This window comes from Haloarcula laminariae (genome assembly GCF_025457605.1).
Taxonomy (GTDB): Archaea; Halobacteriota; Halobacteria; order Halobacteriales; family Haloarculaceae; genus Haloarcula; species Haloarcula laminariae.
On sequence record NZ_JAMZFY010000004.1, the window covers coordinates 83,151 to 101,936 of the forward strand.

20 protein-coding genes are annotated in these 18,786 nt (G+C 53.5%); 9 read left to right on the top strand and 11 right to left on the bottom strand.

Features of this window, described 5'->3' with window-relative positions; genetic code table 11:
• The first annotated feature begins 59 nt into the window (after positions 1-59).
• Positions 60-245 (top strand): DUF7333 family protein, encoded by a 186-nt coding sequence (locus NJQ98_RS18440; protein WP_121578184.1) that lies wholly within the window; start codon positions 60-62, stop codon positions 243-245.
• A gap of 160 nt (positions 246-405) precedes the next feature.
• On the opposite strand, the gene NJQ98_RS19170 is transcribed toward NJQ98_RS18440, so the two are convergent.
• From NJQ98_RS19170 to sufB, 3 genes are all read right to left on the bottom strand, one after another.
• Positions 406-555, bottom strand: coding sequence for a DUF7563 family protein (locus NJQ98_RS19170; protein ID WP_431357508.1), 150 nt, complete (start codon positions 553-555; stop codon positions 406-408).
• A gap of 184 nt (positions 556-739) precedes the next feature.
• Positions 740-1,006, bottom strand: coding sequence for a hypothetical protein (locus tag NJQ98_RS18445; protein ID WP_262181487.1), 267 nt, complete (start codon positions 1,004-1,006; stop codon positions 740-742).
• Positions 1,007-1,364: 358 nt separating this feature from the next.
• Positions 1,365-2,795 carry a Fe-S cluster assembly protein SufB gene (gene sufB, locus NJQ98_RS18450; protein ID WP_262181489.1) on the bottom strand — a complete coding sequence of 477 codons (1,431 nt, stop codon included), beginning with the start codon at positions 2,793-2,795 and terminating at the stop codon, positions 1,365-1,367.
• Between the two features lie 298 nt (positions 2,796-3,093).
• Between sufB and NJQ98_RS18455 the strand changes: the two genes are divergently transcribed.
• Complete coding sequence (locus NJQ98_RS18455; RefSeq protein ID WP_262181312.1) at positions 3,094-4,488, top strand: protein adenylyltransferase SelO; 1,395 nt, start codon at positions 3,094-3,096, stop codon at positions 4,486-4,488.
• A gap of 43 nt (positions 4,489-4,531) precedes the next feature.
• Here NJQ98_RS18455 and ctaD read toward each other — a convergent pair whose 3' ends face one another.
• Positions 4,532-6,370, bottom strand: coding sequence for a cytochrome c oxidase subunit I (gene ctaD, locus NJQ98_RS18460; RefSeq protein WP_262181315.1), 1,839 nt, complete (start codon positions 6,368-6,370; stop codon positions 4,532-4,534).
• Between the two features lie 363 nt (positions 6,371-6,733).
• On the opposite strand from ctaD, the gene NJQ98_RS18465 reads away from it, so the two are divergent.
• Positions 6,734-7,399, top strand: a complete 666-nt coding sequence (locus NJQ98_RS18465) for a helix-turn-helix domain-containing protein (protein ID WP_348533591.1) — start codon at positions 6,734-6,736, stop codon at positions 7,397-7,399.
• 357 nt (positions 7,400-7,756) lie between these two features.
• Complete coding sequence (locus tag NJQ98_RS18470) at positions 7,757-8,863, top strand: tubulin/FtsZ family protein (RefSeq protein ID WP_262181320.1); 1,107 nt, start codon at positions 7,757-7,759, stop codon at positions 8,861-8,863.
• 48 nt (positions 8,864-8,911) lie between these two features.
• Here NJQ98_RS18470 and NJQ98_RS18475 read toward each other — a convergent pair whose 3' ends face one another.
• The 5 genes from NJQ98_RS18475 to NJQ98_RS18495 all read right to left on the bottom strand — a co-directional run bounded on the left by NJQ98_RS18475 (position 8,912) and on the right by NJQ98_RS18495 (position 13,465).
• On the bottom strand, positions 8,912-9,928 hold the full coding sequence (locus tag NJQ98_RS18475) for a competence protein CoiA family protein (RefSeq protein ID WP_262181323.1): 1,017 nt from the start codon (positions 9,926-9,928) through the stop codon (positions 8,912-8,914).
• Positions 9,929-10,185: 257 nt separating this feature from the next.
• The gene (locus tag NJQ98_RS18480) at positions 10,186-10,755 is read right to left on the bottom strand and encodes a hypothetical protein (protein WP_262181325.1); all 570 of its coding nucleotides are present in this window, start codon (positions 10,753-10,755) and stop codon (positions 10,186-10,188) included.
• A gap of 38 nt (positions 10,756-10,793) precedes the next feature.
• Complete coding sequence (locus tag NJQ98_RS18485; RefSeq protein ID WP_262181329.1) at positions 10,794-12,023, bottom strand: tyrosine-type recombinase/integrase; 1,230 nt, start codon at positions 12,021-12,023, stop codon at positions 10,794-10,796.
• A complete protein-coding gene (locus tag NJQ98_RS18490) occupies positions 12,020-12,391 on the bottom strand; it encodes a hypothetical protein (RefSeq protein WP_262181331.1) in 372 nt (123 codons plus the stop codon). Before NJQ98_RS18490 ends, NJQ98_RS18485 begins: the two co-directional genes overlap by 4 nt.
• A gap of 267 nt (positions 12,392-12,658) precedes the next feature.
• Positions 12,659-13,465 (bottom strand): ParA family protein, encoded by an 807-nt coding sequence (locus tag NJQ98_RS18495; protein ID WP_262181334.1) that lies wholly within the window; start codon positions 13,463-13,465, stop codon positions 12,659-12,661.
• Positions 13,466-13,665: 200 nt separating this feature from the next.
• On the opposite strand from NJQ98_RS18495, the gene NJQ98_RS18500 reads away from it, so the two are divergent.
• Entirely contained in the window at positions 13,666-14,256 is a 591-nt protein-coding gene (locus NJQ98_RS18500) for a DUF7342 family protein (protein WP_262181337.1), read from the top strand.
• Between the two features lie 3 nt (positions 14,257-14,259).
• A complete protein-coding gene (locus NJQ98_RS18505) occupies positions 14,260-14,742 on the top strand; it encodes a toxin-antitoxin system TumE family protein (RefSeq protein ID WP_262181340.1) in 483 nt (160 codons plus the stop codon).
• A 148-nt stretch (positions 14,743-14,890) separates the two neighbouring features.
• Here NJQ98_RS18505 and NJQ98_RS18510 read toward each other — a convergent pair whose 3' ends face one another.
• Complete coding sequence (locus NJQ98_RS18510; RefSeq protein ID WP_262181343.1) at positions 14,891-15,568, bottom strand: recombinase family protein; 678 nt, start codon at positions 15,566-15,568, stop codon at positions 14,891-14,893.
• A gap of 180 nt (positions 15,569-15,748) precedes the next feature.
• Here NJQ98_RS18510 and NJQ98_RS18515 point away from each other — a divergent pair, with 180 nt between their 5' ends.
• Both NJQ98_RS18515 and NJQ98_RS18520 read left to right on the top strand, forming a co-directional pair.
• Positions 15,749-16,228, top strand: a complete 480-nt coding sequence (locus tag NJQ98_RS18515; RefSeq protein WP_262181346.1) for a hypothetical protein — start codon at positions 15,749-15,751, stop codon at positions 16,226-16,228.
• A gap of 329 nt (positions 16,229-16,557) precedes the next feature.
• Complete coding sequence (locus NJQ98_RS18520) at positions 16,558-16,722, top strand: hypothetical protein (RefSeq protein WP_262181348.1); 165 nt, start codon at positions 16,558-16,560, stop codon at positions 16,720-16,722.
• Here NJQ98_RS18520 and NJQ98_RS19175 read toward each other — a convergent pair whose 3' ends face one another.
• Positions 16,723-17,130 carry a DUF7718 family protein gene (locus NJQ98_RS19175; RefSeq protein ID WP_431357507.1) on the bottom strand — a complete coding sequence of 136 codons (408 nt, stop codon included), beginning with the start codon at positions 17,128-17,130 and terminating at the stop codon, positions 16,723-16,725.
• A 542-nt stretch (positions 17,131-17,672) separates the two neighbouring features.
• Between NJQ98_RS19175 and NJQ98_RS18525 the strand changes: the two genes are divergently transcribed.
• Positions 17,673-18,323: a DNA-directed RNA polymerase subunit epsilon gene (locus NJQ98_RS18525; protein WP_262181350.1), complete on the top strand. Its 651-nt coding sequence runs from the start codon at positions 17,673-17,675 to the stop codon at positions 18,321-18,323.
• The last annotated feature ends 463 nt before the right edge of the window (positions 18,324-18,786 follow it).

Below are 18,786 nucleotides of genomic sequence, written 5' to 3' on the forward strand. Positions count from 1 at the left end.
CAGTTATCCCGCGGATTTGTTTTGCTAAAGACTTTCTCGGTCCGGCCAAAAATCCGGATATGGAATTTGACTTCCTGCCTTCAGTGGTCCCGCTCGTCGTAATTGTCGCCGTTGCGACAGTCGCGCTCACGTCCGTGATGACTCCCTCGACGGTCTTCATGATGGTCTTGCCCTCGATGATCGTCTTCTCAGTCATCGCGTTCTTTTTCGGGATGAAATACGGGGAGTTCAACGCCAGTCCGTAGCGGTTTAGCTCGATAGCCAAGGCCAACGTTGCTCCCGTCCCGAATAGCGCGACATATGGCCGGTTGGGTTTGGAGTGTTCCTCTGGAAGCGCAAAACTCGGGAGTACACCAGCAAGCCACTACTTCAGCGGTGAGTTGGTGACAATCGCAGTACTATGCTCTATAGTCGCTCATTCCGCTCTCGTGTTGCTTCTCCGATACCCGCGTTAGCTGAACAGGCGGGGCACGCGTGGACCAGTCCCTCCTCATCCCCAAAAACTCGCACGAACCGGTCCGAGACGTGTCCGCTGCAGGTACTGCATTCCGGCATACAAGTTACTCATCTCCCTCAAGCGGAAACACGCGCACACCCGAGACGTAACGACTGAGGCAACCTCGGCCGAGATATGAGTCTTGGAACCCGACACCAGCACTAGCGATATCACTCATCGTGGGCCTAGGTGACACCCGCTTGACATCAGACGCTGGTGTGAGTTGCATATACACATGTGGTGTCATCGTTTTGAATGCCTCATCGCACCAGTCGTGACCTCCATAACCCCGATATCGGCGAGTTCAGCTGTCACCGTCGGCGGAAGCGTTTCGAGCGTCTTGTCAATCTGTGGGTCAACAGAAACACCATCGATCTTGAGTGCCGATAGCTTCCCACGACTACCGTGAGCAGCAACTTCGAATTCGAACGGTCGGTCACGGTCATCGACAGCCTGTATCCACATTTTCGACAACCCGTTAGCGCTCTCCCAGTGAACACGGTTCTCCACTGTAACCGCCCCAGCCGGGGGCACGCACGAAGAGCCACATGCTTGGCACTGCGCCGGGTGTGGCGAAACGCCGACGTAGTCATATTCTGTCCCGCACCGATAGCACTGGAGTGTCAGAATCATCATTGTCGCTCCCGGCTATAGCCACCTCACACGTCCAGAACCGACATTGATATTCCCGACCGCTGCGAGAATACCGGATTCGTGGGTGCCTCGTTGCTCTGGTTCATCGAGCCGACTCCAGATAGGATGACGCTCGTCCCCCTCTCCGATATCACGACTTGGTTCGACTAGTGGGTTACCTGGCATTGAGAGATTCTCTTTGAGATGATGTCTGATAGAATGCTTACTGGGATTGTTACCCGAGCGAACCCTCCATCTCCAGCTCGATGAGTCGGTTCAGTTCGACGGCGTACTCGATGGGCAGCTCTTCCGTGATCGGCTCGATGAAGCCGGCGACGATCATCTGCTTTGCGTCGTCGTCGTCCAGACCGCGGCTCTGGAGGTAGAAGACGTCCTCGTCGCCGATCTTTCCGACAGTCGCTTCGTGGGCGACGTCGACTTTCGACTCCTGGATCTCCATGTACGGCATAGTGTCCGACGTGGAGTCGTTGTCGAACATCAGGGCGTCACACTCGACGGAGGTCGAGGAGTTCTCGGCGCCGTCTGCGATGTGGACCAGGCCGCGGTAGTTCGTGCGGCCGCCGTCCTTCGCGATGGATTTCGATTCGATGGTGGACTTCGTGTCGGGCGCGTTGTGGTAGACCTTCGCGCCGGTGTCGATGTCCTGCCCTTCGCCGGCCATGGCGATGGTGATATGATTGTCCGTCGCGCCGGGGCCCTTGAGGACGGTCGAGGGGTAGAGCATCGTGGCTTTCGAGCCCATGCTACCCGAGACCCACTCCATCGTTCCCTCCTCCTCACAGATGGCGCGCTTGGTGTTGAGATTGTAGGTGTTTTTCGACCAGTTCTGCACGGTGGAGTACTGGACGTGGGCGTTCTCGCCGACGAACACTTCCACGCCGCCGCTGTGGAGGTTAAACGCCGAGTACTTGGGTGCACTGCAGCCCTCGATGTAGTGGACCTCGGAGTTGTCCTCGGCGATGATGAGCGTGTGCTCGAACTGGCCCATCCCCTCGGAGTTCATGCGGAAGTACGCCTGCACGGGCATGTTGACTGTCGTGTCTTCCGGGATGTAGACGAACGAGCCGCCGGACCAGATGGCGCCGTGGAGCGCGGCGAACTTGTTGTCGCTCGGGGGGACGCACTTCGTCATGAAGTGCTCTTTGACGAGATCTTCGTGCTCCTGGACGGCCTTGTCCATGTCACAGAAGATGACGCCTTTGTCCTCCCAGCGCTCCTGCATATTCTGGTAGACGATTTCGGACTCGTACTGGGCGCCGACGCCCGAGAGCGCGTTCTTCTCGGCTTCCGGGATGCCCAGCTTGTCGAAGGTGTCCTGAATCTCCTCGGGGAGGTCTTCCCAGTTTTCGGCGCCGCCACGGGTCTCGATGTCCGGGCGGATGTAGGGGACGATGTCGGCGATATCGACTTCCGAGAGGTCCGGCGCGCCGGGCCAGCCGGTCGGCATCGGCATCTCCTGGAACTGCTCTAGAGCGCGCAGTCGGCGCTGGAGCATCCATTCGGGCTCGTCCTTGTCTTCGGAGATGATTCGGACGGTCTCCTCGGTGAGGCCCTTCTCGGTCTGGAAGGCGGACTTTTCCTCCTTCTTGAACTCAAAGCGGGCTTCGGTGTCGGTCTCTTTGAGATGGTCCTGATCTGAGCTCATGTATCAGATATTGAAGCGAGGGGTTAAAAATTTCTAGGTGAATTAGAGGTATTATTTTGTCTGTATCGTATACTATTTTTTAAACCGAAAATATTTTTCTGTCCTCGAAATATGGGTTGGTATGGGAAAGACAGACAATTGCACCCGGGGATTGCCCCAGCTACCGGGAGCCGTAGTCTTTCCCAACTCCTATCAGAGTGGCACAGAGGACCGGCGACCCGGCTTCTCTGTGTGACTCTCTACAGGGAGATGAAAAATGAGCTTATTAAAGCAAGCAAGATACACTAAATGAAACAAAATGCCCTATTCGTTTGATACCACTTACAAAAATTTAGACTCGAACCTCTATTCGAGAGTAACGCCCAAAAGTATCGCTAACCCCGAGATTTTGCTTCTCAATGACGGGCTATGTGCTGATCTTGGATTGGATACAGCAGAGCTCAATGCTAAAATTCTAGCAGGCCAAGATCTCTTGGAAGAGCCAATCGCCCAAGCATATGCAGGCCACCAGTATGGAAGTTTTACAGTTCTGGGCGATGGGAGAGCGATGATACTCGGCGAACATGTGCACGATGGTAAGAGATACGATATTCAACTGAAAGGGTCTGGTCGAACGCCGTACTCCGGAAGAGGCGATGGCGACGCGACTGTCAGCTCGATGCTCAGAGAGTATCTGTATTCGTATGCGATGCAGAATCTAAACATTAAGACGTCGAGAAGTCTGGCAGTCGTCGAAACTGACGAACCAGTCGAACGACGACGGACAGAACCTGGGGCCATCCTTGTCCGAGTGATGAATAGTCACATTCGATATGGGACCTTCCAGTATGTTGCAGGCCAAGCATCCGACGAACTACAGCGATTCACTGACTATGTTATCGACAGGCACTACCCGCAGCTAAATGCGAAAGATCGCACGTATCTAGAGTTCTTCGATGCAGTCATGCAGTCATCGATTGAGATGGTTGTGGACTGGCTGCGTGTCGGATTCATCCATGGGGTCATGAATACAGACAACATGAGTGTCGATGGAGAAACATTTGATTACGGACCCTGTGCGTTCATGAATTATTATGATGAGGAGACGGTCTTCAGCTCGATCGACAAGCACGGCCGATATGCATTCGGCAACCAGCGACCCATCTTGCGGTGGAATCTTGAACGGTTTGCAGAGGCACTCCAACCGCTGTGTACGCAATCAGCGCTCACATATGATGAACTCGAAGGCAAACTGGACGAATTTGAGAATCGGTTTGATGCGCAATACTACACGATGATGCGGAAGAAACTGGGAATCAACTCAGATGGTGAGGACGAGCTCGTCGATGAATTCATAGAGTGGCTTCGCAAATCGAACGCAGACTATACCAATACCTTCCTAGAATTAGAGACGCCTGGTACGTTTAATGACCCCGTGTTTGCAACTGCAGAGTTCGAACAGTTGAAGAATAAGTTGGCTGCTGTCGGTCTAGATAAAGAGTTGATGCAGGAAGCCAATCCGAGGTATATCCCCCGCAACTACCTGGTCGAAAAGGCACTGGATGCGTATCTCGAAACTGAGAGTCTATCGAAATTCAAGGGGCTATTGACCGTGTTGGAAAACCCCTATACATCGAAGGAGATGGGTTCACAATTCCAGCAACCACCGCCACGAGAATTCGATTCAGAGTATACAACGTACTGTAATACTTAAGCGGATATTAGCAAAATGAGCATAGTCATCAATATTAGCAGCGTCAGTCGTCCTTTGGCTCACCGCCATCGGACACGTCCGATGAGGTTCGCCTCGCTTCGCTCGGCTCACCTCCGTCGGTCAACGTGGACTCCTCCTCGTCCTCGCCGCCGTCGGTGATAGCCGTCTCCAGCTTGCGGTCGAACCAGGTCCACTCCTTGTCGAGCATCCCGTCGCGTTCGAGGTTCCACGGATCGCCGTCCTCGATTTTTGGCCCCTCCAACCAGGACTGGAGAAGGTTCCAGACGAAAATAAGCTGGCCGACCAGTAGGATGAATGCGCCGGCAGTGGCCAGTTGGTGGAACGTCGAGACCTGTGCCAGCGGCGCGATAGCGCCGTCAAGCTGGTAAGTCGCGTACCGGCGAGGCATACCCAGGTAACCGAGTGCCAGCATCGCGAAGAACGTGAGGTTAGTCCCGATCATCGAGAGCCAGAAGTGGGCTTTGCCGAGCTTGCGCTGGTACATCCGGCCGGTAAAGACGGGAAACCAGTAGTAGATGCCCGCAAAGACACCAAAAGCGATAGCGCCCATTAGGACATAGTGGAAGTGGCCGACAACGTAGTAGGTGTCGTGCAGAATCAGGTCGATGGGTATCGAGGCGAGGAAAACGCCAGTGACGCCGCCGATGATGAAGTTTGAGATGAAGCCAATGCAGAACAGCATTGGCGTGGCCAGTCGAAGGCGACCGTTCCACATCGTCGTAATCCAGTTGAACGTCTTGACCGCGCTGGGTATCGAGATAGCTATCGAGACAGCCATAAAGGAGGCCCGCAGGCGTGGGTCCATCCCCGTTGAGAACATATGGTGGGCCCACACGCCAAAGGAAAGCACGCCTATAGCCAGCGTGGAGTAGACGACGAACTTGAAGCCGAACAGCTCCCGACTGGAGAATTTCGGCAAGATGAGGGAGACGAGCCCCATCGGCGGCAGCACGAGGATGTACACCTCGGGGTGGCCGAAGAACCAGAACAGGTGCTGCCACAGGAGCGGACCACCGCCCTCGACGGCGAAGAACGTCGTCCCGAGGTTGCGATCCATCAGGAGCATAACGATGGCGCTGCCCAGCAGCGGGAATGAAAAGAGGATGAGCCCCGACTGAGTGAGGACAGTCCACGAGAAGATGTCGAGGTTCGCCCAGTTGACGTCCTCACCCCGCTCGGTGAAGACGGTCACGATGAAGTTGATGGCACCCATCGTCGTCGCGACACCGGAGAGGTGCAGGCCCAGCAACATCAGGTCCACGCCGGGGTTAGTCTGCTCGACAGACAGCGGCGTGTACATCGTCCACGCGGTCTGGGCCGGTTCGATCATATTCTCAGTGACAGGGGCGAGGAAAAAGCCGGCCCAGATGAGGAGGGCGGCGGGCGGAAGCAGCCAGAAGGCGATTGCGTTGATACGCGGGAACGCCATGTCGTCGGCTCCGATTAGCAGCGGGATGAAGTAGTTCGCGAAGGCCGCGATGATGGGTGTCCCGAAGAGGAACAGCATCGTGATACCGTGACTCGTTAGGATAGAGTTGTACGCGTTCGTTCCCAGAATCGCCCCGCCAGGGACGATGAGCTGGATGCGAATGAGCATCGCCATGATCCCCCCGACGGCGAAGGCGATGATGGCGTACAATCCGTACAGTAAGCCGATGTCTTTGTGATCAACGGTCGTTAGCCAGCGAATTAGCCCAGTGGGTTTCTCCCGGTTGAGGACGACAGAATCTTCACCGGTCGCTGTTCCACCGCCGGCCAGTGGCGTGTATGACCGCCAGTTCTCGATACGCGTGAGTACTGCGGTGATGCCGACGAGGAGGACGGCCATCAGCCCTGTCAGCACTAGATCTCCTGCAGCCATTATACGAGAAAAAGCACCTCGAACTGGATTGTTGTGTAGGTTATCCGTATAACGTATTTATATGGGGTTGCGAAAATTTTGTACGGTTCTGGCCCTTCCGAACGTGACCACCGACTTCAAAAACCACACTTGACGTGAGATAACTCATAGTATTTCCTGCCCACCACAATCGGTCAACAACATCGTTAGGACTGCCAGGACCTGTTCGGCCGCTTCCCTGAGACGACAGCGGAAATCACCACCTTACTTGTCTGACCACGCTAACATTGTGACAATCTCGGCCGCCAGCACAGTAACATAAGTTACCGTCACGTATCGGAAAATAGGTTCGCAGCTAGATGATAAAATGCCACGTTGAAACCAGTGACCGATATTAAAGCCGACATACGGGTCGAGCATCCCGACATAGTGTGTACGAAGTCAGTCATGTACGACCAAAGTTCGAAAGTGATGTCGGTCTCAGAGGCGGGAACTGACCCAACATCTAGAACCTTCTATTACTACATCGAATCGTCCGACTTCCACCGACTCGAAGAGGGATTACGGAAGGATAATACCGTTGCTGAATTCGAACGGGTCATCGAAACCAGAGATCAGGAGGCGATATATTGCGTCGAATACAGTGGCGAAGGGATACTTCTCTCACCGGTGATTTCGGACGCGAACGGTGTTATCCTCGATAAGGAAAATAATGGAAGCGCTTGGCTGTTCACAATCTGGCTGACAGAACGAGCAGACCTGCATCATATCTGGGACTACGCCCAAGAGAACGACATTGACATCGAGTTACTTCGCGTGAACGAATACGCGAGTTTAGGAAATACGGACACTGGGTTGACCGATAGTCAACGGGAAGCACTCCTCGTCGCACTCGAAACAGGGTATTTCGAAGAACCACGGAGCGCAACACTCGACGAAGTCGCCGCTGAGCTGGATATCTCGCAACCTGCAGCAGGTGGTCTCCTCCGACGTGGCGTCAGGCGACTCATCATATCGTCCCTGCTAGCTGAGAGCAAAGCGCCAGAGTAACTACGAATCTGACGCCAGTATACTGTAAGGCTTGACGACCGGGTTCTTTAGCGCTGACTATGCGCCCTGTATCTTGCACGGCTACTGGAATATCTCTTGAAGCTGGCACAATCGCTGCAGCCCGTGCACAAATCCTCTGAGTTGCTGGGCCGGCCGAAAAATCCGAAATTAACTCTTTAGGAGCTATCCGCTGGCTCCGTGTCTGTGTAGTCAATTTCTGCTCATACGTCTCACGCTAATCAGAGTTGACATCTCTCTCGAAGAAACTGGTCGTGCTTCTCGCATGAATCACCAACTGCACGCGTGAAGAAGAACTGATGTCGGATTATTAATATCAGTCGACACCAGACATAGAGTATGCGAGTCGCGGCAGTCGGAATTGGTGGTGCTGGGGGTCGGATTGTCGATCGACTGTGGCGAGACAATGAGCAGCGTGAGACGACGTATCTCGGCGCGGCCTGTGCCGTCGACACGGATACCCAAGCGCTCGAGGAACTCAATGTTCTCCCAGAAGACCAGCGGCATAGCTTCGGACTCCTCGAAACAGATGGGAACGGGACAGACAGGGATCGGACGAACGGCATCGCCGCCATCGAAGATGAACGGCTCGAAGTACGGCGGGCGATTGATCCACTGGTGACCAGCGATGTCGACGCTATCGTCCTCGTGGCCGGGCTGGCAGGAGGGACAGGAGGTGGAGCCACCGCGTACATCGCCGACGCGCTCGAAGAGATTTACGCGATTCCAATCTACTGTGTGTCCGTGTTACCTGCCGGGTGGGACGCCGAAGCAGCCGTGAATGCGATGCAAGCACTCCGGACGCTGGAGGCAACTGTTGACGCGCAGATTCTGTTCGACAACGAAGCCTGGCTCCCCAGCGGGCAGACAGTTGATGAAGCTGCCGAGTCACTGAATGAGACAGTTGTGACTCGACTCGGGGCACTATTTGCGGCAGGTGAGACCACGGAGTCCGAATCTGTCGGCCAGAGTGTCGTCGATGCCAGTGAAATAATTAACACCCTCTCAGACGCGGATTTCGCAACGCTTGGCTACGCCAGTCAGGAACTGGAAACGGGTGAGGATACCGGTAAAGGCACTGTCATCGATCGAATTCGGAATCAGTTTTTCACCGACGAATCTGACGATATTGATGAAATTGAAGCATACGATGCCGTCGAGACGACACTTCGCAGGGCAGTGCGTGGTAAACTGACGGCCGAATGTACGCTGGACTCGGCTGATAGTGCCCTGACCGTGTTTGCCGGGCCACCCGCGTGGTTGCTTCGGGATGCGGTTACCGATGGCCAGCAGTGGCTCGCGGACGAACTGCAGTCACCGGAGATACGGAGCGGTGATATGCCGACACCGAGCCAGTCCAAGTTGTCAGTACTCGTCTTGTTCAGTGGCATCACAGAACTGCCGCGGTTAGCAGAGCTCGAAACACTGGTCGAAGAAGCGGATTGAGATAGATTGCTGAAGATTATCTCGCTAACAGGATTAGCGCACTGGATTCTATCCCTCTGCGAGGTACGGTTCAATATCTTGGAAGAAGTCACGAAGGCGGCTCTCAAACCCCTCAGAAGGATTAAAAGCCGTTTTTACATCGTCTGGCTGTCCGCTTTTGTCCTTCTTTCCCAGCTCCAGGAGATAGCTGTTGTCGGGAGTTGAGACAACCTTCAACCAAGCTGTTACCGGAGCATCGTATGCTTTCGGCCATCGAACAGCGAGGTCCTGCCATTCGCCCTTGGTTTGGTCTTCCTCAAGTGCTGCCGTGATGACTGTATGCACGTTCTCGAGACTATCGAGATCACCCTCATTGAGCGGGACATGGACAAAATCCGGGCGCTCCCCCTTCTTTCCCTTACTCAATTTCAGATGGAACCCCCCAGCAGGAGCTTCGACAAATTGCAGCGACCGGTTTGTCGGCTGGTGAGGTTTGCTCAACCATATGTGCTGGTGTGTCGTCCATGACCGGTTTGAACGCTGGCGTTGCCCTCGTTCGAATGCTTCGCGAAGCGACGATCGGTGTTCCTCCAGATAATCAGGGGGAAGTGGGACGTCCATCTCGAGAGACGGCGTCGACTCCGAAGCTGGCCAAGAAAGACCGTCGTATCCCCGGAGCTGAGGGAGCGCATTGGGCCACACAGGCTGGATATGGTCTATCGTTACGTCGTAGTCGGAATAGTGCTGTTTGGACAACCAGAGGACGCTGTACCCTTCCTCATAGTAATCCTGATCAGTCGCGAAGAGGTCTTTCGAGTTGTTTTTGTGCTGAACCTCAACAGCGATGCCCTGCCCGAGCGGCTGCTGCGGAGCTGGAAATGTCACGAGAATATCTGCCCGACGAGTACCAATTGACTCCTCGACAGCGATGGATGCCTCGGGATATTCTGCTACGAGTTTCGAGTACGCAATGGACTTCATTCGGAGGTGGGGAATCGATTCCCCACCACAGTCATCGTTGAGTTGATGACGGAAATGACGAGCAACAAATCCACTCTTTCTGTGATGGCCCTCCACGACACTCATATCGTCATCACAGACGGGACACACAAGCGAATCAGTGGCGCTCGCTTCGTGGGGGAGGATACGTTCGGACCCTCGAGTCGCGGTGAAAGGCATATCGTGAGTATGGACCTATCAGTTAGATATCAGGCCAATGTTATCAGTATTGCTGCCTGAATCAAAACACGAATTTTTGGGTCCTCAGGGAGAGTCTCGAATAGATCTCACTCCAAACGAGGGGTGTCTTCGGTTAGCGCTCAATTTCTACATCTGTACCGAGACTAATTCTGTTCGTTGTTCCGATACCGTTCCGGCGGGTAGAATACGATTTGAACAGCCGTGCCGAGACTGTACCAGGACTTCGGGAGGATCGAGACTTCCAGGCCCCACTCGGCAGCGAACTCGAAGACGTCGAACCAGAGGTTATGCGGCGGCTCTTTGGAATCCAACCGCTCGATGTTCCCCGGATAGACGTGCATCGAATACAGCGCGGGATCTCCATCGTCGAGCCAGAGTGTTGAATGGTCGTCTGCTGGCGGGCTGTGAGGCGGCCCAGTCGGGTCACTGTCGGCTTCCAGCGGTGAGTGGGGGCACTCCTCATCGCCCGTGATGAGCCGGCGTATGCAGGCTTGCTCGGCAGGCTCGTCGAGGTCGAACGCTTGGGCGAAGGCATCGCGTTGAAACTCGCCCATGATTGCGCCGAGCGCCCGCCAGATGTCGTCCCACGCCGGGTCGCCCGGGTCGTGGTCCAGATAGTCGTGGACGGCCTCGCGCAGCTGGCGGTACTCATTCCACGCCGGGACTGGTTCGTTCGGACCCGGCGTCGGCAAGGTCTCGTCTTTATGATTCATATTCGATATCACCTGTAGATTCTCGATATATCTGATAGCTAGATTGAGACATACTCCTCTCGCGCACAGGGATTGCAGAGGACACCTTCGCCATCAACAGGCTCCATTGCAGAAAACGTCACAGCAGGCGGCTCACGGCCACACGAAGGGCATGTGATCTCACCCTCTTCGTGCGAGTCGTTGAGCAATGTCGGAATGTTATCTCGGTAGACCTCGGGGTAGCTCTTGCTGTCTTCGTTGATATCCCAGTCCTGGGTGTACGTGCTGATGACCGAGTCATCTGTGTCTCCTCGGAGCCCTTGTACGTACTCTTTTGCTGAACCGAGGGGCACCTCGCCATCGTCGATCCGTCCCCGTAATTGCGTGGTGAACCAGTGTCGGCACCAATGCGGCGTCACCCCCCCATCATCCACGTCCCAACCGTGTTCCTCTGCAACAGCGACAATTCTACGCCATACTCCGTGACATCCCATCCTGTCTCCTATTTCTGTGTTGCTCTTCCCGTACCCGAACACTTTGACAATCGGATTGGCTGGCGACTTTGAATTCGGAGCCAGCCCGAGATACCACTCAAACAGGTCAACTGTCTCTACATCGAGTGGGATTTGACGATACGACTTCGGCTTATTTCCGTGTTCCCGCACTTCACCGTTGACCGTATCGCCCTCACATATTGCTGAATCGATGTAGAGTGTGTTCGGTTTGTCTCGTATTTCTGGCCGTGGGGCATCTAGGGCTTCCGAAATCGGTCGGTCAAGATTTACGTCACGCTCGTCGAGATTCACTAGTTCCGAGCATCGTAATCCGGTCTTCAGCAGCACAACGAACGCGAATAGTGTGACTGGATGACCGATATCAAAGATCGCCCGGCGGAGAGAGTCAAGAGGGACTTCGAGTTTGTTCGTCGAATCGTCGTAACTGAATGGGTCGGTATCAAGTGCGTCCTGAAATGGGCTCCCCCCTCTGACCTCTGGCGTTTGTTTCAGATCATCTACCATCTTGCTTAGAGCACTCACGGATTTCTCAGCGGTGCTCTCTTTGATATCTCTCGCCCGTAAAAACTCACACCATTCTAGGGCTTCCTGTTTAGTTATATCAGATAGCGTGTAGCCTTCCGCTTCGAGAAAATCCTGTAAGTTGCTCCAGCCACTCCTGTAGTCCCTCTTTGAGCTCGGTTCGAGTTCTTTTCCCCGAAAATGAAGATAGTACTCAAGCAAGGATTCGTCGTCGCGCCGGGGCCGAGTGTCAGAGTCGAACTCTATCGTCATTTGTAGATTTTGAATCCGTCTCGATGTATCGCCGGGTCGTCTGCGACGATATCCATCATCTCATCCCGGAGAATTTGCTCCCAGAACTCGTCGGTCATATCGACAGCATTGTCGGCTCCTTCAGGTACTAGTTGTCGGATAGTGACTGGCGAAAAGTCTTCGTTTGTCTCAGATGCCGTTACGTGTCGAGGGTCGTTGTCTACAGCCGACATCATACCCAGTTTCAGGAAACATCGTGCAGCTTCCGAATCGTAAGGGAAGTTGTACTTTTCTTTCAACTTATCGAACATTTCTCCGTCTGGCTCTGGCAACCTCGTCCCAATCTCGTCGTCCTGTTCCGGGAGAGTAATTTTGACAGGTCTGACCATACTCAGTATTACTGATTGTCACAATAAAAGTTTTTACCATTGAAACAAGAATAAGTATAGAATATTGTTTCAATATGAGGATTAAAAGTACGTAAGCAAGATGTTTGTTATCTAGTAAGTATTAGAATACCAAAACGCAAGACGGGAGATAGTTGTGTTTGTTCTTCTATACAATATGCTCCAGATTATCTTGGTTATCTGCTTCATCGTCGAACCGGTTGGCGAGTCGATTGCTCATATCGTTCTGCTTCTCGTCACGCTTGTCACTCATACCATCTCACCTCGATTCTCGATGAGATGATCAGCCAATTGGAGGAGTTCATCCTCTTGATCACACTCCTCGTCACTGCCGAAGATTGAGACCCCGTCGTTGAACGCCCGCTTCACCGCAGCTCGATTCCGGAACTCATAGATTGGGATATAATCGCCGAAAGTATCGTCGAACCACTCCAACATTGATTTCTGTTCTCCGTCAAGCGGGTAGTCAATATTCGAAACGACAATGGCCTGTTCGGTAATTGTCGTCTCGTCGAAGTTCTCTTCCAGCGTATCAATCTGGTTGAAGAGGATATCGAGGGCCCGGATACTGGTGTCCTCTGCTTCAGCCGGGATGACGATATTCTCGCAGGCGAGCAGCGCGTTGTCAGTGAGGTGACCCAGAGACGGCGGACAGTCCATGATAACGAAGTCATAGCCTTCGACATCAGCCAAGAGCTGTGAAACACGCTCTCGCCCTCGCATTGCCGAAACCAATTCTTGTTCAAGTTGGAACATATCGATGTTCGCCGGAACGATATCAAACTCGTCATGAGTGAGAATGAGATCCCCAACATCGTGACTGCCCGGCTGTTTCAGTGCCGTGTATTGATTGGGGGCATCGGCAGTATAGGCATCGTCAAAGCCAACCCCCATCGTGAGGTAGCCTTGTGGATCAGCATCCCAGAGGAGCACACGCTGGCCTCGGGCCGCTAGCGCCCCAGCGATGTTGATCGCGTCGGTTGTTTTGGCGACTCCACCCTTCTGATTCGAGATTGCGATACGTGTCGGGGAACGGATATCTGGCTTATCTGGCATATCTGGAAATCCCAGCTTATCCAGATAATCTGGGTGAATTGTCTTAACTCTGCGTCAGACGAGTAGCTGACATGCCTATAGCAGTAGATGGTTTATCGACTGTGCCCGCCTCGCGTCCACATGGTGAACTAATACACCCCCAGAAGCGTAGAATGGTACTATACCAAAGCACTATACTTCTTTATGCTGTTGGTGTAGATATGACCGACGAACCCCACCCGGCCGAGTTTGAAGACATCAATGAGGCAGTCAGTGACGAGTGGAAATCGGAAACAACTCCCTACGAGCGGGTTCGTCACGTTATCGCGCACACGTACTCGGCAGTATCGGCTGAGACTGTTGCTGAAGACGCACAGACCTCACCGAAAACAGCGCGAAAACACTTGAACCTACTCGCAGATGAGGGATTCGTCGTTACCGCAACCGGAGAACATGGTGGGACAATATATCGGCGGTCGCCAGAATCGCTCGTCGTTGAGCAGGCCGCAGATATCCTCGAACACGTTTCGACTGACGAGCTCAGCACACGTATCGCAGAGATGCGTGAACAACTCAATGACTTTCGGGCAGAACACGGCGTCGACTCACCCGAGGAGCTGTCGATCAAGCAGACAAATCAGACATTGTCAGAGGCTGGATCTAATCAATCTGAAATCGACAGTGAGACCCTCCAAGAGTGGCAAACGACGCGTCGAAATCTTGCCTTTGCGAACGCTGCACTCTCGATCGCGAACGCCGAGCGATTTGTCGACGGTGACTCACGAACAACTGACGATGGTGTCCCCGTCTAAGAGATGGGAGAGAGCAACGAGACAGACGAACTCCACTCGTTACGGGGCTCGATCGACCGGCCAGCTCTGCTCACGGTCCGTGACATCATCGAGAGAGAAGAGCCGCTCGCAGCGCCATCGCTTGATGACTATCTCAATCCGACAGTCCTCGAGGTCCCACTCGATGACGGCCTCTGTGAGGCCGAATCTGCACGAATTGACGTTCAGTGGACGACTCGATCAGACTACAAATTTCACTATACGGACGCTGACGGCGTGAACTTCCGCTGGGGCAGCCATCCACATGGCGGGGATTACATCAACGTTCCAGGACTCGAGCACTATCACCCGCCCCCTGAAGCCACCTCTGACCCAGATGATGTTGAAGAATCTTGCATCAAGCAATCTGTCGAAGCACTCGTTACCCGTGCTGTTCTCAAACTCTGGCGTGTTGCCTATCACGCAGACTCTTATGAGCCGTTGAATGCCGCAACAAACCCGCCGTGAGGTTCTATCTTGTTTCAGCGGGACACCCCTTTTGCAGAGTGTAAATGGACAAGGGGACCACCCCTTTTGCAGAGTGTAAATGTTCGTTTTCAGTCGGTAGACGACTTCTATCGCAGGAATTGTTCCGCATTAGCGAAGGGGTCGTCGACTAGGCAATACCGTACAGCTCGGGCCGATCTCGAACGGCCGTCCGAACAGTCTTTCTGGCACAGGCAAGTTCCTTCGCCGCTTCTCGTTGACTCATTTCGTCACGGGCGACACGTTCGAGGATTTCACAGACGCGATGATAGTCGCCGGCCTCAGCTAGTTCGCCGTTGTCTTTTTCGAAGCCGATGGGTGCGGGGCCGTGGTTGTACTCATCGCTTTCCTGACGGGCGGCGATGCCCTGCCGGATGTTCTGGCGTTTGATTTTCGCGTCCAGTTCGGCGAAGACGCCCAGCATCTGGAACAACGCCCGCTGGTAGGGATCTTCATCTTCCTCGTCGGGCCGCAAGACCATTCGTTCGGACACGATATGCACGGCGACACCGGCCTCACGTAGCCGTTGTACGGTTCGTTCAAGATCAGAGATACTGCGGGCCACGCGAGACACTTCATGCACGACGACGGCGTCGAGGCGGCCGTCCTCGGCGTCAGAAATCAATTCCTGGTAGCCCGACCGTTCGACATCAGTCCCGGTAGACTTGTCGCGATACACTTCGATGGCGGGGGGTTCGACACCGAGTTCGTCGACTGCGTAGTCGTGGGTGGCTTGGAGTTGCCGGTTGAGGTTTTGGTCGGTCGTCGAGACACGAACGTAGGTAGCGACGGCCATGTATTCTCCCATACCCGGTCTATGTTTAAAGAATTGCATTAACTCCCATCTGGGAGAGGACTACAGTTCTGTCCCATAATCAATCCAACCAGTTTCAAGTTCGTCGAGGCGCTTCGTTTCTGTCGTCGGATCCACGAACTGTATTCTTGACCGTCCCCAAAGATAATTTATCAGGAAGAGAGGATATACAGTATGTATGAGATTGACTCGGTATATGATAAGATCGGTGCTGACCGTCCTGAAAAATTGGCCGGTGGGATGGCTGTGTGGACGTTGATTGATCGGATAGATACGTCCGATATCCTACACTGTCTGAATCCCGCGACAAACGATTCCCGAGGCCTACGCATACATCCAGCCGGATACCCCGATACAATCAACGACCACTCGATATATTCTGAATCGGGTGGTCTGAATCAAGAAGTCTCAGATATTCCGGTCCGAGTGATACTCAAAGACGATCACGGAGGACATCTTGAAGGGTGGATACGAACGTGGACGACTAACCCCAAGGAACTGCGAGAGAACTCACTGTTCCAAGATCACACACGAGAAGAGGAAATCGAGTGGGACGGCACAAAGCAGACCATCTCTCCTGAACGAATCAAACAACGCAGTAGTATATTCAATGAAGACGATGTTCGCGGTTCGCGGAATGATTTAATCAAATAGCTCTAAAGTAAACGTCCATACCCTAAGAGGCTATTACGATTAGTCTAGGAACCGTAACTACGCTACCCTATCAAGAGCCACTAATCCCGTATTGTACGGTATAGGCCCTGATAGACGGATAATCTATTACGACTTTTCGGATAAGTCGTAATACGAGTTTCGTAGGGAATTGACCACTCAGCGAATATTTCATTACACTGTGCACGCCACACGGCACATTTTTGTACGATGAGAAGCTATTACTGTTCAGTAACAAGCGTAAGAGGCCTGCTTCATGTGGAGTACTTCGAGTTATCCACAGACAGACCCTCTAAAAAAGGAACTCAGCAATGGCAAAATTCCAGCCGAAACCCGAGCCAGAAGAGCGAGACGAGCCAGTAGCGGCTGTTCTTGCTGAGATGACTGGTCGCCCTCAATCTGATTTCGAGCTTGACGGTGAATACGACTATCCGGATTTAGATGAGCTCGAATCCGTGCCGGAAGACGAGTGGTAGTTACGACCGGAAAAGACCGTCCGAAATATCATTCCGCTTCTCGTAGTTGATTAGAAGCTTCTCTGCTCGGCTCAAAAGATAGTTTTCACAGAAGGTCGGACAATCTCCGAGTAGGACTGGTCCGAACCCACGCCGCACGTCGTATTTCGAGCCATCTGGATTGAGTAAATCTAGATGCAACCCCTCTTCCGTCACGTCATGACCATCTGGCGCCTGTGGGTTATGATCAAATCTCGCAATGGCACACCAACTGTCTGGGCCTGTGTCAACCAGTTGGTGATTGTATTCAAGCTGTATCAAAAACTCTGAAACTTCTCCATCTGATGTGACAAGATGAAAACGCAGTCGGAGGTGTGACAGGCCAGCCGACTTGATATAGTCCTTTTCAGCCACTGTTATCAAATCCATTGCCCTGAGGGGCCTAAAGGTTCCCGCACGCGCGTGCGTGCGCTAATCAGCGGTATTGGCGATCTATTTCGACGTCAACGATCTATTCCAACGCTTTATTCGGAAAGCCGTTACTGTGCGAACGTCGGGGTTTACTCCAAACTACGACGTTCGCCGGACTCCGTGACACATCTCGAAGAATGAATATATTACAGTACGTCAGACAAAGCCACAAAATATTAGCGGTAGTATGTTTCGCTGCAATTGGAGCATATTATTGGTGGTGCTGAAATGTCTATATGTGAGTCGTCTTCTGGTCCTACAGTACTATGACCACTGTCTGGTTCTATAGTATCGATGTGCGCTTTGTCGTTTGGGTCGATTTGCTTATGATTTGGTCTTGAGTTTTCTTGACCACATTCGGGACATACTGGCATATACGCTATTTCATCCCCGACACATTTCATACCCAGTCGTCGTCAAACGGCATATTGGACAAGTCGTCAATTGACTCAAAGACTAAATGGACTGCCGTAATTCTACCAGACGGCGACAAGATACCGATGGCCGGAGAACGCGTGCAGGCTACCGAAGCGACGAACGAGACGGAGACTGACAACGAGGTGGATGAGGATCCGGAACTGGTCCCGTCCGCACAGCAGTTGCGCGACCACCAGCCCGACGCCTACACGACGGGATATGATCCGTTCGGAGAGACACGGATTGGGGTCGGGACGGCGAACGGGAACATCGAGCGACTCATCCGACTGAACGAGGGTCGTCACCACAGCGACGGCGATCACAGCACTCGCGAGGCCGCACGCGATAAGAAACGCATCACTGGATCACTCTGTTCGACCCTCGACGTTCCTACCTACCAGCAACGGCGGGCCGTCGCTGCGATGAGCCAGATGAACCTCGACCGTTTCGGGCAGCAAAAACGGATCGAGAAGGTTGCCCTCTGTACGATCGGGATTGTCGTCAATCGTGAGCGGAGACGTTACTTTTTGCAAGGAAATGACCCGACAGAGGTGGATCTATCGGAGGCGAGCCAGCAGGATTTTCCGGATCGCTTCAGCCAAAATTCGGATTTCAACGATCTCTGCACCCTGCATGGCGTCTCCGATGATGATCATTACAGCGTGACCCAACTCGTCAAAGCGGAACTCAAACGAATCGGATACTTCGAGCGGGAGAACCAGCCACTGCAGTAGGCTGCCTGTTGATCTTTGCCGGTAGAGCATCTCTGACGATCATACGCAGTCTTTTAAGTACTTCTTGCGACAATATGCGTAATTGAGGCGGTTCGGTCAGTGAGGTTCCCCGAATGGGGAAGCCGCTGGCCGGCCCTTATCGCGGCCGAATTTGGCCACCTCGAAGTCATAAGACTTCAACAAGACTGTCCATTTCGAGCTTTGGCTCTCGGGAAACAGTACGCTCGCGCGAAGGAAGCCCTTAGCAGGGTTTCCAGCGAGGGCTCATCCTCCGAAGTCTTTCATCGAGGGGTCACCAACTGTCCGCAGACCGTTCTTATGAACACGCGCGCTAATTCCCGCGCGATGTATTCGAAGTCTTCGACAGTCGGTACTCAGCACTGTCCTCATTGTGAAGAGTTGTGACTGACTCGACGACCAGTAGTCGTCGATAGCGGCTGTTCTCTCGGAATTTGCGTCCCAC